We start from the raw sequence: 16,548 nt of genomic DNA on the forward strand, positions 1-16,548 counted from the left end.
CGGTTTCAATTCACATTACATTCGAAATACTTTATAATTAGCCTTGGGGATGACAATATGAAACTATGAATATATTGTCGATTTTTAAATGGTCCTAATTGAATGGAACAATTAATAGAAAAAGGAGAGGTTTTCAATGACAACAACGAAAGGGCTTGAAGGCGTTGTAGCAACACAATCTTCCATAAGCTCCATCATTGATGATCAACTAACATATGTTGGTTACAAAATCGATGACTTGGCAGAAAATTCTAGCTTTGAAGAAGTAATTTATCTATTATGGAATCAAAAACTACCAAATAAGTCAGAGTTAGATGCTTTCAAAAAAGAGATAGCAGAAAATATGTCGTTGCCAGATGCAGTTATTTCTCATTTGCGTTCTTATGACCTGTCTACCGTTCATCCAATGGCAGCTCTACGTACAGCGGTTTCTTTACTTGGGCTGTATGATGAAGAAGCAGATGTTATGGACGAAGAGGCTAACAAACGGAAAGCGTTACGAATTCAAGCTAAGATATCAACAATTGTAACTGCTTTCGCAAGAATTCGTCAGGGTAAGGAGCCAGTACAGCCTAAGCATGACTATAATTATGCTGAAAATATTTTATATATGCTGAATGGCAAGGAACCTGAAGCAATCGAGGTTGAAGCGATAAATAAGGCGTTAGTTCTTCACGCAGACCATGAGCTTAATGCTTCCACTTTTACTGCCAGAGTGTGTGTCGCAACATTATCTGACGTGTATTCAGGTATTACGGCAGCAATTGGCGCATTAAAAGGACCGTTGCATGGTGGGGCAAATGAACGAGTAATGCAAATGCTCACAGAAATTGGCGAAGAAGAAAATGCGATCCCTTACATTAAAAGAATGTTAGATAACAAAGAAAAAATTATGGGGATGGGGCACCGTGTGTACCGCGATGGTGATCCACGTGCTAAATACTTGAGGGAAATGTCTAGACAGCTTACAGAGCTTACAGGACAATCCAAATGGTACAATATGTCACTCGAGATTGAAGATTATATTAAAGAGACAAAAGGTCTTCCTGCTAATGTAGATTTCTATTCTGCTAGTGTTTACCATAGCTTGGGAATCGACCATGATTTGTTTACACCAATCTTCGCAGTAAGTCGTACATCAGGATGGCTTGCCCATATTCTGGAGCAATACTCAAATAATCGACTGATTCGTCCACGTGCTGAGTACAATGGACCAAGGTCACCTAAATACGTTCCAATTGAAGAAAGATAAAAGAGATAGCTAGACACAGATAACGGGGAATACGTTATACTAGAATCGAGAAAAGAAACAGGAGGTTTTTTACGATGACACAAGGAACAAAAATTACAGTTGAAAACGGACAAATGAATGTACCAGACGTTCCAGTAATTCCATTTATTGAAGGAGATGGTACTGGCCCGGATATTTGGGCTGCAGCAAGCAGTGTAATTGAAGCTGCTGTTGAGAAGGCTTACAATGGCACGAAGAAAATAGAATGGTTAGAAGTATTTGCTGGTCAAAAAGCATTCGATCAGACAGGAGAATGGCTACCAAAGGATACTCTTGATAAAATCAATGAATACAAAATTGCAATTAAAGGACCGCTTACTACACCAATTGGTGGTGGTATTCGTTCATTAAACGTTGCTTTACGTCAAGAACTGGACTTATTCACATGCCTACGACCTGTACGTTATTTTGAAGGTGTTCCATCACCAGTTAAACGACCAGAAGATGTAGATATGGTCATCTTCCGTGAAAATACAGAAGATATCTACGCAGGAATAGAATGGCAAAAAGGTTCAGATGATGTTAAAAAGGTTATTGAATTCCTTAAAAACGAGATGAATGTAAGCAACATTCGCTTCCCTGAAACGTCTGGTATTGGTGTGAAGCCAGTATCTGAAGAGGGTACAAAACGTCTAGTACGTTCAAGTATTGAATATGCACTGAATGAAGGACGTAAGAGTGTTACTTTAGTACATAAAGGTAACATTATGAAATTTACAGAAGGTGCTTTTAAAGCATGGGGATATGAAGTGGCTGAAGAAGAATTCGGTGATAAAGTCTTCACTTGGGCTGAATATGATCGCATTGTAGAAAAAGATGGGAAAGATGCTGCAAATAAAGCACAAGACGAAGCTTTAGCATCAGGCAAGATCTTAGTTAAGGATTCAATTGCCGACATTTTCTTACAACAGATTTTAACTAGACCGAAAGAATTTGATGTTGTAGCTACAATGAATCTTAACGGTGACTATATTTCAGATGCCCTTGCAGCACAAGTTGGTGGAATTGGTATAGCACCAGGAGCAAACATTAATTACGATACAGGGCATGCCATTTTTGAAGCAACTCACGGTACAGCACCTAAATATGCAGGACTGGACAAAGTAAATCCGTCTTCTGTTATCCTATCTGCTGTATTAATGCTTGAACACTTAGAGTGGAGAGAAGCAGCGGACTTAATTACGAAGGCAATGGATAAAACAATCGCATCTAAAGTAGTTACGTACGATTTTGCTCGACTTATGGATGGGGCAAAAGAAGTTAAATGTTCAGAGTTTGGTCAAGAACTTATTAAAAACATGGACTAATTATAAGCTATAGAATCTCTGCACCCTCCTTTCATAAAGGAGGGTGCACTGCAAATATTGTAAAAGGGGACGTTAAAATGGCTATTAAAAGAAGTAAAATATCAGTAATCGGATCAGGCTTCACTGGAGCAACAACTGCTTTAATGTTAGCACAAAAAGAATTGGGCGATGTCGTGCTTGTTGATATTCCAAATATGGAGGATCCTACAAAAGGAAAGGCATTGGACATGCTTGAAGCAAGTCCAGTACAAGGTTTTGATGCGAATATTACAGGTACATCTAATTATGAAGAAACCAAAGATTCCGATCTTGTCATCATTACAGCTGGGATTGCTAGAAAGCCAGGCATGAGCCGTGACGATTTAGTTAATACAAATGCTAAAATAATGAAGACTGTAGCCAAGGAAGTCGTTAAATATTCTCCTGATACCTTTATCGTAGTGTTAACAAATCCTGTTGACGCCATGACGTATACTATATTTAAAGAGTCTGGGTTGCCAAAAGAACGCGTAATTGGTCAATCTGGTGTCTTGGACACAGCTCGTTTCCGTACATTTGTAGCCCAAGAATTAAATCTTTCTGTTAAAGACGTAACAGGGTTTGTATTAGGTGGACATGGGGATGACATGGTTCCATTAATCCGTTATTCTTATGCGGGTGGAATACCGTTAGAAAAGCTTATTTCCAAAGATCGCCTTGACGCCATTGTAGAACGTACACGCAAAGGTGGGGGTGAAATTGTAGGCCTTCTGGGTAATGGAAGTGCTTATTATGCTCCTGCAGCTTCCCTAACCGTTATGGCGGAAGCAATTCTTAAGGACCAACGTCGTGTTATTCCATCTATTGCTTACTTAGAAGGAGAGTATGGTTACAGCGATATATACTTAGGAGTGCCAACAGTGCTTGGCGGAAAAGGTATTGAAGAAATCATTGAACTTGATTTAACTGAAGAAGAAAGAACTGCGCTTGATAAATCAGCAGATTCAGTTAAAAATGTTCTAAGCATATTGGAATAGTTATGAAAGCCCTCTGCAGTTTCCAAACTGTGGAGGGTTTTTTTTATCATTAATTTTACTGTCTAGGTGAACAAATTCCTAACCGTATTTTCTGGCTATTTGCTGCCACCCTATTAGTCTCATAGGCTCTTCGCATTTGTTCTGGTAAAGTAAGAAAAGGTTTGGTATAATAGAAAGCGCTTACAAAACGGAGGTGGTTGCAATGTTAGGGAAGAAAAGAAAGCTTGGCATGACGTTGAAGGATATACAGATAGGGGAGACGTATACGGCAATCAAAGTTATTGAGGACAAAGAGTTATTGCTCTATCTAGGATTAACAAATGATGCGAATCCATTATATATTCAACATGATTATGCTTCACAGACTCCATATAAAGCTCCAATTGTTCCGTCAGTTTTGCTGTTTGGGATGGTATCCTCCATCGTATCAATGCATCTCCCTGGTCCAGGTAGCCATATTACACAGCATGAAATGACTTTTCCAAAACCTGTCCTACACCAGGCTGAAGTAAGATTTAACTTAGAAGTAATAGCTATTGATGAAAAAGATCATACTGTTTCAATCAATGTTACAGGGTACGATATGGATGGAGGTAAGGTCATTATTGGAAAGTTGCAAGTTTGCCCGCCATATAAACCAAATTCGTTAACAGCAACTTCATTGGAAAACTTTTTCTGATCAAGGAAGATACCTATTAAACCAGGTCGAACGGGCAACATGACGTTCGACATTTTCTTTTTCAAGTGGCTGTGTTGGGAAGTATTTTCAGTGTGTGGTATTCGGATTCTTCTACTCATTCTTTCACTACATTTTCATTATCTAGATCCCCAGTCTAAGATGTTTTTTGTAAATTTTAGTTAACAAAGTTTTTAATATGTTCACATTGTCACCTATTCATTGTAAGATGAGGGTAGGTCGAACGTAATTAAATGGTAATAGATACGATATTCTCTAGAGAAATGGGGATTTTGAATGAAGCAAAATATACTTATTGTAGATGATGAGAAGTCCATTGTGACACTTCTTAATTTCAATATTGAGAAAGCAGGATTTCAGACAGATGTAGCATATGATGGAGCCGAAGCGATTAAAAAGGCTGAGGCAAATGACTATGATTTAATCATTCTTGATCTCATGCTACCTGAAATGGATGGGATGGAAGTATGCAAGTACCTCCGTAATAACAAAATTGATACACCCATCCTCATGCTCACTGCTAAAGATGAAGAGTTTGATAAAGTACTTGGTCTTGAATTAGGCGCTGATGATTATTTGACAAAACCGTTTAGTCCTAAAGAAGTAATTGCCAGAATGAAAGCTATCCTAAGACGATCTAACAAGGTAAGCAAATCAACCTATTCCTCTTTAAAAATAGGGGAACTAATTGTCTACCCTGAGCGCTATGAGGCTGAAATTGCTGATAGGGTCATAACATTTACAAGAAAAGAATTTGAATTACTCCATTATCTGGCAAACAATAAAGGAAAGGTAATCTCACGTGATCAACTGTTGAGCGGTGTTTGGGATTATGATTTTGTTGGAGATACAAGAATAGTAGATGTCCATGTATCCCATTTACGAGATAAAATCGAACCGGACACAAAAAAACCTAAATATATTAAAACAGTACGCGGTCTCGGGTATAAATTGGAGGAGCCTACTACATGAAAGCACTCTTTAAGAAACCACTAGCTACTTATTTATTTGGCGTTTTCATTGTGGTTTTCGCCACAGGACTTGTCCTGTACCAAATTGTTGATAACATAGTTATTTTAGGGTCTGTTCTACTAACCCAGTTTATAATTTTAACATTATTTTTAATGCATCTTTATGAACGTTACATACGTCCGATAAAGAAAGCGACAAGTACCATTGAAGAAATAGTGAAGGGAAACTATCGTGCTAGATTCCATCATCCCAGCAATGATAGCATTGGTTTATTAAGTACAAAAATAAATTCCCTTGCTCGTAATATTGGGGAGTTCGCCAGGCACGAGAAGATGCAATCGGAGCAATTATCAACTGTAATTGATAATACACAAAGTGGTCTTATTCTAGTTGATGCAAAAGGATATATTCATTTTGTTAACCGGAAATTCATCCACATCTTTGGCGGTGTACCAAAGGATTATAAGGGGCACCTTTATTACGATATATTAGAGAATGAAATTATTCATGAAACGGTACAAAAGACATTCTTATATGAAAAAAATGTAAAAGAAGCGTTTACCCACTATAAAGGCATTGATAAAATCTATTTGGAAATAGTCGGTGCACCAATTTTTAATGAAAAAGGCATGCTAAAAGGTGCGGTATTAGTCATATATGATATTACAGAAATGAAAAAGCTGGAGTTAATGCGCAAGGACTTTGTTGCCAATGTTTCGCATGAACTGAAGACTCCTATTACATCGATTAAAGGATTTGCGGAAACTCTTTTGGATGGCACGATGGATGATAAAGAAGCTAGTAAGGAATTCCTCGGTATTATTTATAATGAGAGTGAACGTTTGCAATTACTAATTGAAGATCTCCTTATTTTATCTCGACTTGAAAAGGAAGATTTCCAGCTAGTATTATCTGAAATTAATTTAAAGCAAGTTGTAGCCGAAGTGGCCATGTTGATGAAACATAAAATGGATAAAAAGAAGCTTTCGCTATCCGTTAATATTAGTGATGAAGCAATAATAAAAGCAGATAAAGAGCGTTTAAAGCAAGTCATTATTAACCTTCTAGATAATGCGATCAATTATACCCCTGTCAATGGGCAGATCTGGATTAATGGTGAAAACACCAAAGATGAGGTTATGATAGAAGTGAGGGATACAGGAATTGGGATAGCCCAAGAAGCATTGCCACGCATTTTTGAACGTTTTTACCGTGTTGACAAGGCGAGGAGCAGAGATACAGGTGGCACGGGGCTTGGTCTAGCTATTGTAAAACATATTGTGGAAGTCCATAGAGGGGATATTCAAATCAGTAGTGACCTGAATAAAGGCACAACAGTGTCTGTTACTTTTAAAAAAGAACTGATCGATTAATATTATCAACAGTATATGGAGAATGGAAGAGGGTAGGACAAAAGAAAATTAAACAAGAAAAAACGGACCCTCAATCGAAGTATGGTAGAAAAAGTTTGAATGTTTCTGGATAGTTCTTAAGCTGTTTGTATCTTGATCACACTTTAGCGAAGGAAAATGCGGAGACTCCAATGGGAACAGCACGAGTCCGAAGACCCCACAAGAAGCGATTTTTGCTTCTGAGGAGTCTAAGGCCGTGCCCACGGAAAGCGGAGTATTTTTCGTAGCGGTAATTAAGCAGTTTTTTTCTTGTTTTATTGTTCGTGTTTTAAAAAAGGCTGGGACGTTATGTCCCAGCCTTTTTATCTATCCGGTGGCTCTATTCATGTATATATTTTTTCACTTTCATGATAGAGAATGATACTATAGGGGTAATGAAGATTCTGGAATGGAGGATAATTACGATGTCTGAAAAGCTTGTTTTAATAGATGGTAATAGTATTTTGTACCGTGCTTTTTTTGCACTTCCCTTGCTTAATAATGACAAAGGTGTTTATACAAATGCTGTGTATGGATTTACGACGATGTTACTTAGAATTCTGGAAGAAGAAAAACCAACACATATGCTTGTTGCGTTTGATGCAGGAAAGACGACGTTTCGTCACAAAACTTATAAAGAGTACAAAGGTGGTCGGCAAAAAACGCCTTCCGAGTTATCAGAACAATTTCCCCTTATAAAAGAAGTATTGGATGCTTTTCATATCCCGCATTACCAACTGGAAAACTATGAGGCAGATGATATCATAGGTACGCTTTCTAAAACGGCTCAACAAAATAAGTGGGACGTCACGGTTATTTCAGGGGACAAGGACTTATTACAACTTGTTTCCGATTCGGTAACCGTCCGCTTGACAAGAAAAGGCATTAGTGATGTGGAAGAATATAACCCAGCTTTCTTACAGGAAAAAATGGAGCTGCATCAAGATCAAATTATTGATCTAAAAGCACTTATGGGAGATAGCTCCGATAATATTCCTGGGGTCCCCGGTGTGGGACAGAAAACCGCCACTAAATTGTTGAAGCAATACAATACGTTAGAAGAACTCTATAACCATGTGGACGAGGTTAGTGGAAAGAAATTACAGGAAAAGCTGACTACATACAAAGATGATGCGTTTATGAGCAAAGAGCTTGTGACCATAGACCGGGAGTCTCCTATCACAATTAAGGTAGAGGACATTGCCTTTAATGGCTACCAACCAAGTGATGTTAGTGGGGTTTTTAAGGAGCTAGGTTTCCAGTCATTGTTAGACAAACTTGGAGGAAATGTATCAGCTGAAGAACCAACAGAAAGTGAATTACAGGACATTGATTTTCAAATTGTAGAAGAAATCGATGAATCCATGTTTCTTGGAGATGAATCCATCGTCGTGGAAACACTTGGTGAAAATTACCACCAAACGGAAATTGAGGGTTTTGGGGTATTTAATCGAGAGCAAGCCTACTTTATCCCAACAGAAATTGCATTATCTTCAGAATCATTTAAAGCATGGCTAGAAGACAGCAGTAAAAAGAAAGCAGTATTTGATGCGAAAAAAACATTAGTAACACTTCTTAGAAATGGGATTCACATAAAAGGAATTACGTTTGATACGCTGCTTGCGTCTTATTTGCTGAATCCAGCGGATAATAACCATGACATCCCTGCTATTGCAAATAGAATGGGAAAACAAGTTGTTCTCTTTGATGAGGAAGTTTATGGCAAAGGTGCAAAACAAAAGGTTCCAGAACAGCCAGTATTAGCGGAACACGTTGTTCGTAAAACAAAAGCGTTGTTTGAGTTAACAGATAATATGAATCAGCAGCTGATTGATAATGAACAGAAGGAATTATGTACAGAGTTAGAGATGCCACTTGCTTTAATTCTTGGTGAGATAGAACACTATGGTGTTGAGGTGGACGTTGAGCGACTTGAGGAAATGGGTATTGATTTAAAATCTAGGCTAGCTGAATTAGAAAAAGAAGTACATGAGCTTGCAGGTGAAACATTTAATCTTAACTCACCTAAGCAATTGGGGCCGATTTTATTTGAAAAACTACAGTTACCTGTTGTGAAGAAAACAAAGACAGGCTATTCAACTGCAGCGGATGTATTGGAAAAGCTGGAACACGAACATGAAATTATTCCAAAGTTACTTCTTTACCGCCAATTAGGTAAGCTTCAGTCTACCTATATCGAAGGATTATTGAAAGTAGTAAATAAAGACACAAATAGAATTCATACGCGCTTTAACCAGGCATTAACACAAACAGGTCGCTTAAGCTCAATTGATCCTAACCTGCAAAATATCCCGATTAGACTGGAAGAAGGCAGGAAAATTAGACAAGCTTTTATTCCTTCTAAGAAAGATTGGATCATGTTTGCAGCCGATTATTCACAGATTGAATTAAGGGTGCTAGCACATATAGCAAATGATGAGAAATTGGTGGCTGCCTTTAAAGAGGATTCCGATATTCATACACAAACAGCAATGGATGTTTTTCATGTAGACAAGGACGAGGTTACCGGAAATATGCGGAGACAGGCCAAAGCGGTAAACTTCGGTATTGTATATGGAATTAGTGACTTCGGATTATCACAAAATCTAGGTATCACCCGTAAGGATGCAAAAAAGTTTATTGAGCGTTACTTTGAGAGCTACCCTGGGGTTAAGGCTTATATGGACGAAATTGTACAAGATGCAAAGCATCAAGGATATGTCACCACATTAATGAAACGAAGAAGATATTTACCGGATATTACGAGCAGGAATTTTAATCTTCGTAGCTTTGCAGAAAGAACAGCAATGAATACACCAATTCAGGGAAGTGCAGCAGATATTATTAAGAAGGCTATGATTGACTTGCATGAAAAACTGCAGGAAGAGAAATTGCAGGCGCGTATTCTGTTACAGGTCCATGATGAATTAATTATTGAAGCTCCAAAAGAGGAATTAGACAAGTTAAAAGAAATAGTGCCGGAAATGATGGAAAACACAGTGGATCTCATTGTTCCGTTGAAAGCAGATTATGCTTACGGTTCCAGCTGGTTCGACGCGAAGTAAGGAGAGACGAAAAACATGCCTGAATTACCTGAGGTAGAAACAATAAAAAATACACTTAAACAATTTGTATTAAATAAAACAATTGAGCAGGTAGAGGTCTTCTGGCCAAATATTATAAAAGAACCAGATGACGTGCAGCAATTTCAAACACTGCTAACTGGACAGACGATTTCGGATATAACAAGAAAGGGAAAATTTTTACTTTTTCAGCTAGATGATTACGTTATGGTGTCTCACCTTCGGATGGAAGGGAAATATAGTGTAGAGCCACCGGGGGAAGCGGTTAAAAAGCATACTCATGTAATCTTCCGTTTTACAAATGGAGAAGAACTTCGTTATAACGACGTTCGGAAGTTTGGTACAATGCATCTATATCAGCGAGGCAAAGAGCTTCTTAATAAACCGTTGAATCAATTAGGTCCAGATCCATTTGATGCTACTTTTACATTTGAATACTTCTATCAAAAGTTGAAAAAAACAGAGCGGGTAATTAAATCGGCCCTCTTAGACCAAACCATCGTGACAGGTCTTGGCAATATTTACGTAGATGAAACATTATATAAAGCTGGTGTCCATCCTTTAAAAAAAGCTAGTAAGCTAACCAAAAAGGAAGTAAAGGCTATTCAGGAACAAGCTATTGAAACATTAGCTGAGGCAGTCGAACTAGGTGGTACAACCATTCGTTCCTATGTAAATGGACAAGGGCAAATGGGAATGTTTCAACAGTCCCTATATGTGTATGGACAAGAAAATAAACCATGTAAGAAATGCGGAAAACCGATTATGAAGATGAAAGTGGGCGGCCGTGGTACGCATGTTTGCAGTACCTGCCAAAAAAATAATTGAGGTGGGAGAATAGTGACGCTTAAAATTGGACTTACTGGAAGTATTGCCAGCGGAAAAAGCACCGTCTCTCTCATGTTCCATGATCTTAATGTACCGGTAATCGATGCAGACAAAATTTCTAGAGAAGTAGTAAATCCTCATGAGGATGCATACAATAAAATAGTGGATACCTTTGGTAACAGTATTTTGCAAGAAGATAAAACCATAGACCGGGCAAAGCTTGGTGAAATTATATTTAATGACCACGTGATGCGAGAGAAACTTAATAACATCGTGCATCCTGCAGTACGCGAAAGGATGCTTGCTAAAAGAGACGCCTATGTAAAAGCAGGTGTGCCAACTGTTGTATTGGATATTCCTTTACTATTTGAGAGTAACCTAACGCACCTTGTCGATAAGACGCTTGTTATTAGTGTGACAGAATCGGTCCAGCTAACTCGGCTGATGACTCGGAATGGCTATAATGAGCAAGAAGCAAGGCAACGCATACAGTCACAGATTCCTATTACGGAGAAAGTAAAAATGGCAGATGCCGTGATTGATAATAATGGTACAAAGCAAGAGACATATGAACAACTTGAACAGTTACTTCAACAATGGAGAGACCTAACTACTGAAAACTAAACTAAAATCCGAACCTGACAATTTTGTCAGGTTTTTCTTTTTAATAAGACACACTAATTAGTTTTTATGTTATACTTATTTTGAAATATCTCGATTAAAGTATAGCTTAACGGGAGGTTGTCTAAATGGGGAAGACAAAAATCGCGATAAATGGGTTTGGAAGAATTGGCAGAATGGTTTTTCGCCAACTGATATTGGACAGTGAAATTGAGGTGGTTGCAGTCAATGCTAATTATTCTGCAGATACATTGGCACACCTAGTTAAATATGATAGTGTACACGGTATTTTTTCCGAAGAAGTGAAAGCGCTTCAAAATGGATTGCAAGTAAATGAAAAGAAAGTAAAGATAGTAAATTCAAGGGAACCGGAGAAGCTGCCGTGGAAAAGCCTTGGGGTTGACATAGTTATTGAAGCAACAGGAAAGTTTAAAACAAAAGAAAGTGCGGGTAAGCATATAGAGGCAGGGGCCAAGAAAGTAGTTATTACAGCACCAGGAAAAGGGTTGGATAGAACCATCGTAATGGGGGTGAATGAGTCAGAATATGACCCCGACACGGATCACATTCTTTCCAATGCTTCCTGTACAACAAATTGCTTAGCGCCCGTAGTAAAAGTATTGGATGACCATTTCGGAATAAAGAATGGCTTGATGACAACCGTCCATGCTTTTACAAATGACCAAAAAAACATTGATAATCCACATAAAGATCTTCGACGCGCTAGAGGTTGTACCCAATCGATTATTCCAACCTCCACAGGAGCGGCCAAAGCGTTAGGTGAGGTTTTACCTCATTTGAACGGCAAATTGCATGGCATGGCACTAAGAGTACCTACACCAAATGTCTCGCTAGTCGACTTAGTCGTAGATCTTAACCATCAGGTTACTACAGAGCAGGTTAACAAGGCTTTTGCTGATGAAGCAGCCGGAAGTATGAAGGGGATTTTACATTATAGTGTAGAACCACTCGTTTCGATTGATTACACCACTACAAATTATTCAGCAATCATTGATGGACTATCCACCATGGTAATGGAAGGGAACAAAGTAAAGGTGCTTGCATGGTATGATAATGAGTGGGGATATGCAAAACGTGTAAGTGACCTTACAAAATATGTGGGGAAATATATGTATCGTACTTCTGCAGTGGTATTGTAAACTGCTTTCAAGCTATAATATTTTCGGGGGGCAACCAGTACGGCAATAGATAAAAAGATATAATAGAAGAATTAGAAAAGAGTGAAAGATTCTTATAAGAACATCAATTTTCAAACTTCCCTTTTTCGAAAAAAACGTGTTGCAAATCAAGCAGAAAACATATATACTTTTCGATGTACTTCCTGATTAAAAGGTTTATCCGCTTAAAGGGTTAGGACCTCATCGGACTAACTTTCCCCCGTGGCGGTGTTAGAAATCAGGAGGATCACCATAAATAAGGGGGATTTATATGGATACAATGGGAAGACACGTTATTGCCGAATTATGGGATTGTAATATTGATAAATTAAATGATATGGGATTGATAGAACGAATTTTTGTGGATGCAGCACTTAAAGCTGGTGCAGAGATTCGAGAGGTAGCATTTCACAAGTTTGCACCACACGGTGTGAGCGGTGTGGTTATAATATCAGAATCACATTTAACCATCCACAGCTTTCCGGAACATGGCTATGCGAGCATTGATGTATATACCTGCGGAGACATTATTGATCCAAATGTCGCAGCAACATATATTGCTGAAGCGCTAGAGTCTAAAACTTTCGAAAAAGTTGAAGTTCCACGTGGTATGGGGCCGGTAAAAGCAGGAAAATTCCAAAGCGTATTATAATATAAGAACAGGTTGACTAATTCAGTGATCAAACACTGCTAACTAGTCAACCTTTTATTTTCCCCTAAGCATAGCCACTCTTATGATGTTCAGTCTAGAGGAATTCCCTGAAACATGTTAAGATTAATAGTAATCTATTAAAGATGTAGTTATTACATAGCGATCAGAATTCTTATATTTAAGTTTGAGAATATATTCATGATGAGGTGTGCGATATGGGTGTTCGCAATACGATTGGAAAATATTTAAGTAATCATGCTGAAACTAAGGAAAATCACTGGGACGAGTCACTTAACACACATTATTATAAAACATCAAAAGACAAGGGACTACGTGCCCTTGAAGATATCATTAAAAATTCACCATCCTATGAATTAAACGCTGTTTCAGCAGAACATGGTGAGATTAGCATGTATGTAAAAAAGGGGAAAAAGGCATTTGTTGTAGCGACCGTTATTATGGTTAGGCCCTATCAGACAGCCATTGATTTTTCCGTTACTACAGAGTCAGCCTTACCGTTTGATTTGGGCTATAGCTCAAAGTTAATCAAAACATTATACAATGAACTTAACAAACATCTGCAGCTAATTACGGATAAAAAATAGATTTCCTTCATGAAAAGACATAAAGGAGGGACACCACGACATGAGATGCTCCAATTGCCAATATAAAAGTACAAAAGTATTGGATTCGCGACCAATAGAAGAGGGCCGTTCCATACGAAGACGAAGAGAGTGTGAAGCCTGTGGTTTTCGCTTTACTACCTTTGAAAGAATTGAGGAAGTACCGTTAATCATTGTGAAAAAGGATGGAACAAGGCAGGAATACAGCAGAGAAAAGCTTATTCGAGGCTTAATTAAGGCGTGTGAAAAACGACCCGTTCCGCTTGAAAAAATTGAAGCGGTAGCGATAGATGTTGAGAAAGAACTGCGAAACACTGGCATGTCTGAAATTGACAGCAACGAGATAGGAGAAATGGTGATGGACAGGCTTTCCGAAGTAGATGAAGTGGCATATGTCCGCTTTGCATCTGTTTATCGTCAGTTTAAGGATATTAGTGTGTTTTTTGATGAGTTAAAAGATCTCATTAAAACAGATAAGAATGACGGTACACGTTCAAAACCGTAGTAAATTGGGTTAAGCGAAAGGGTTAATCACGATGAATTTTATTGGTAAAATTTTGCCTATTGAAGGCTATTATGTGGTGGTGAAATCACCTTTACCTGTCGACTATGCAAAATCATTGACCCATTTGTATCAGCCGCTGATTGGAATCCAGGCTGTTACATTGTATTTGACATTATTGCATGAAGTAGAATTACAAAAGGAAGATTCACCTCAGACACATCATACATTAATGAATTATTTAAATCTCCCTCTTGATGAAATTTACCAGGCACGATTAAAGCTAGAGGGAATTGGGCTGTTAAAAACATACGAGAACAAGGGTGAAATGCAAAACTATTATACCTATGAGATCCAAAGCCCGTTCTCTGCAAAAAGCTTTTTCTTAGATGGTATGCTTACACAATTACTCTACCATCACATCGGCAAGGATAAATTTGAACTATTACAGGAACATTATACGAAACAACCTGTCACAAAAGGGTCAAATATAACGGCTTCCTTCAATGAAGTGTTTCAAACCTTTCAGCCACAGGCTCCAGCCAATCAGGTGAAGCAGGACGAGAAACCAGCTTCAAGTGAAGCAGTATTTGATTTTACTTGGATGGAACAGATGCTTAGGCAACGCATGATACCAGCAAAGCGTGTGCTAACTGGTGAGAATAAGCGACTAATCATTCAAATGATGCAGTTATATGATTTGGAAACATTTGAAATAGAAAAGTCCCTTTTATGGGCACTTACTGAGGATAATGTGCTTAACTCTGAAGAATTTAAAACAGCGTGCCATGATTTATTTAAATCAAAGTACAAGGAAACGGATATACAGTTAACCGAAAAACAATCGAGTCCAACACAGATATCGTCCCAAGAAGTCGTCACGAAGGAAGATCAATTAGTTATGGAACTTGAAAAGATCTCTCCCAAACAGTTATTAGAGGATCTATCAAGTGGTAACCATGCTTCTGATCAGGATATGAAAGTCATCAGAGAAGTTATGACATCACAAGGACTTCCTTCTCCGGTCATGAATGTATTAATTCATTATGTGCTGCTCCAGACTAATATGAAGTTATCCAAGGCCTATTTAGGAAAGATCGCCAGCCATTGGTCGAGAGCCAATTTAAAGACTGCGAAGGAAGCGATGGCTTTTGCAAAGAGAGAAACAAAGAATTTCCAAAAAGGGAACCAAGCAGCTTCTAGCTATAGAAAACCGGCGTCGAAAGAAATTATTCCGGATTGGTTCAAGGAGCGGAAGAAAAAGCAACCCTCCACTTCAAAGGAACAAAATGTAGATAAAGAAAAAGAGCAACAGGAAATTGAGGCATTGCTGCGCCAATTTTCAGGTGAAAATAAATAAAAATAATCATTTGCAAGGATGATTGAGATGAAACCAGTACAATCTGAATTAAAACGCTGGATGGAGCAAAATGAAAATTTCCAGGAAAACTATAACCGTACGAGACAGGAAGTATTAACTGATCCGGAAATAAAGGAATTTTTAGCTGCACATCCCGAATTAAAAAAGAACGAGATTAATAAGAGTTTAATAAAGCTCTACGAATATAAGACACAGTCGAAACAATGTGATCGTTGTAAGTCTTTTGGTGGTTGCCAGAATATGCTACAGGGCTATTCGCCAATTCTACACGTGGAAGATAACGAAATTCATCTTTCCTATGAAAAATGCCATAGTAGAGTTGATTATGAGAGGCAACAAAAGCAGCATAAACTAATCAAAAGTCTATTTATGCCTAAGGAAATCATGCAGGCAACGATCGCCGATATTGACAGTGACCCCGAGCGAAGTGAGGCTGTTAGACAGCTATTACATTTTGTGGGACAGGTTAAAGAAGGATTACCTAAAAAAGGAATCTACTTTTACGGGCCATTTGGAGTAGGAAAAACGTATTTTCTTGGTGCTTTAGCAAATCAGTTGAAGGAGAAAAACATTTCCTCGACACTAATCTATATGCCTGAGTTCGTAAGGGAAATAAAAGCTTCCTTTAAGGATGACTCGATTAATGATAAAATTGATTACTTTAAAAAAGCAGATGTCTTAATGCTTGACGATATTGGGGCAGAACTTCATTCAGCCTGGTTCCGTGATGAAATTCTTGGGTCTATTTTACAATATCGCATGATGGAGGGGCTGCCGGTCTTTTTTACATCCAACTACAGTATGGATCAGTTAGAGGGTCATTTGGCTACAACACGTGGTGGCGTAGAGGAAGTGAAAGCAGGTAGAATTATGGAACGAATAAAACAAGTAAGCAAAGAAGTGCGAATTGCTGGAGGAAATCGAAGAGACATCTAGCATCTGTGGGCCTGAAACTAGTTAGGTTAACAAGAAGATCTCCATTTTACTTAAAAAAAGCTGGTGATAG

Annotated in this window: 15 protein-coding genes; all 15 read left to right on the forward strand. The window is 38.2% G+C overall.

The features are described 5' to 3' along the window. Positions 1-136: 136 nt before the first annotated feature. The 15 genes from citZ (at position 137) to dnaI (ending at position 16,478) form a co-directional block, all read left to right on the forward strand. Positions 137-1,252: a citrate synthase gene (gene citZ / locus ACTWPF_RS07965; RefSeq protein WP_443148911.1), complete on the forward strand. Its 1,116-nt coding sequence runs from the start codon at positions 137-139 to the stop codon at positions 1,250-1,252. Between the two features lie 74 nt (positions 1,253-1,326). After that, positions 1,327-2,598 carry an NADP-dependent isocitrate dehydrogenase gene (icd, locus tag ACTWPF_RS07970; protein ID WP_238020532.1) on the forward strand — a complete coding sequence of 424 codons (1,272 nt, stop codon included), beginning with the start codon at positions 1,327-1,329 and terminating at the stop codon, positions 2,596-2,598. Between the two features lie 77 nt (positions 2,599-2,675). After that, complete coding sequence (mdh, locus tag ACTWPF_RS07975) at positions 2,676-3,614, forward strand: malate dehydrogenase (RefSeq protein ID WP_106897129.1); 939 nt, start codon at positions 2,676-2,678, stop codon at positions 3,612-3,614. 202 nt (positions 3,615-3,816) lie between these two features. Beyond that, entirely contained in the window at positions 3,817-4,293 is a 477-nt protein-coding gene (locus ACTWPF_RS07980; RefSeq protein ID WP_106897128.1) for a MaoC family dehydratase, read from the forward strand. Positions 4,294-4,587: 294 nt separating this feature from the next. Continuing rightward, positions 4,588-5,283 (forward strand): response regulator transcription factor, encoded by a 696-nt coding sequence (locus tag ACTWPF_RS07985; RefSeq protein ID WP_036572145.1) that lies wholly within the window; start codon positions 4,588-4,590, stop codon positions 5,281-5,283. After that, entirely contained in the window at positions 5,280-6,656 is a 1,377-nt protein-coding gene (gene pnpS, locus ACTWPF_RS07990; protein WP_443148912.1) for a two-component system histidine kinase PnpS, read from the forward strand. The genes ACTWPF_RS07985 and pnpS overlap by 4 nt, the downstream gene beginning before the upstream one ends. A 443-nt stretch (positions 6,657-7,099) precedes the next feature. After that, positions 7,100-9,739: a DNA polymerase I gene (gene polA, locus ACTWPF_RS07995; RefSeq protein ID WP_443148913.1), complete on the forward strand. Its 2,640-nt coding sequence runs from the start codon at positions 7,100-7,102 to the stop codon at positions 9,737-9,739. 15 nt (positions 9,740-9,754) lie between these two features. Next, entirely contained in the window at positions 9,755-10,585 is an 831-nt protein-coding gene (gene mutM, locus ACTWPF_RS08000) for a DNA-formamidopyrimidine glycosylase (protein WP_443148914.1), read from the forward strand. A gap of 12 nt (positions 10,586-10,597) precedes the next feature. Then, complete coding sequence (gene coaE / locus ACTWPF_RS08005; RefSeq protein WP_443148915.1) at positions 10,598-11,209, forward strand: dephospho-CoA kinase; 612 nt, start codon at positions 10,598-10,600, stop codon at positions 11,207-11,209. A gap of 125 nt (positions 11,210-11,334) precedes the next feature. Next, positions 11,335-12,366, forward strand: a complete 1,032-nt coding sequence (locus ACTWPF_RS08010; RefSeq protein WP_443148916.1) for a glyceraldehyde-3-phosphate dehydrogenase — start codon at positions 11,335-11,337, stop codon at positions 12,364-12,366. A 289-nt stretch (positions 12,367-12,655) separates the two neighbouring features. Continuing rightward, a complete protein-coding gene (gene speD / locus ACTWPF_RS08015) occupies positions 12,656-13,036 on the forward strand; it encodes an adenosylmethionine decarboxylase (protein ID WP_106897122.1) in 381 nt (126 codons plus the stop codon). Between the two features lie 215 nt (positions 13,037-13,251). Continuing rightward, entirely contained in the window at positions 13,252-13,641 is a 390-nt protein-coding gene (locus tag ACTWPF_RS08020) for a cytosolic protein (protein ID WP_106897121.1), read from the forward strand. A gap of 40 nt (positions 13,642-13,681) precedes the next feature. Beyond that, positions 13,682-14,164 carry a transcriptional regulator NrdR gene (gene nrdR / locus ACTWPF_RS08025; protein ID WP_036572161.1) on the forward strand — a complete coding sequence of 161 codons (483 nt, stop codon included), beginning with the start codon at positions 13,682-13,684 and terminating at the stop codon, positions 14,162-14,164. A gap of 31 nt (positions 14,165-14,195) precedes the next feature. Beyond that, on the forward strand, positions 14,196-15,521 hold the full coding sequence (locus ACTWPF_RS08030) for a replication initiation and membrane attachment family protein (RefSeq protein ID WP_106897120.1): 1,326 nt from the start codon (positions 14,196-14,198) through the stop codon (positions 15,519-15,521). A 27-nt stretch (positions 15,522-15,548) separates the two neighbouring features. Then, positions 15,549-16,478 (forward strand): primosomal protein DnaI, encoded by a 930-nt coding sequence (dnaI, locus tag ACTWPF_RS08035; protein ID WP_106897119.1) that lies wholly within the window; start codon positions 15,549-15,551, stop codon positions 16,476-16,478. Positions 16,479-16,548: the final 70 nt, after the last annotated feature.

The organism is Oceanobacillus sp. M65, assembly GCF_052246275.1.
Taxonomy (GTDB): Bacteria; Bacillota; Bacilli; order Bacillales; family Amphibacillaceae; genus Oceanobacillus_B; species Oceanobacillus_B jordanicus.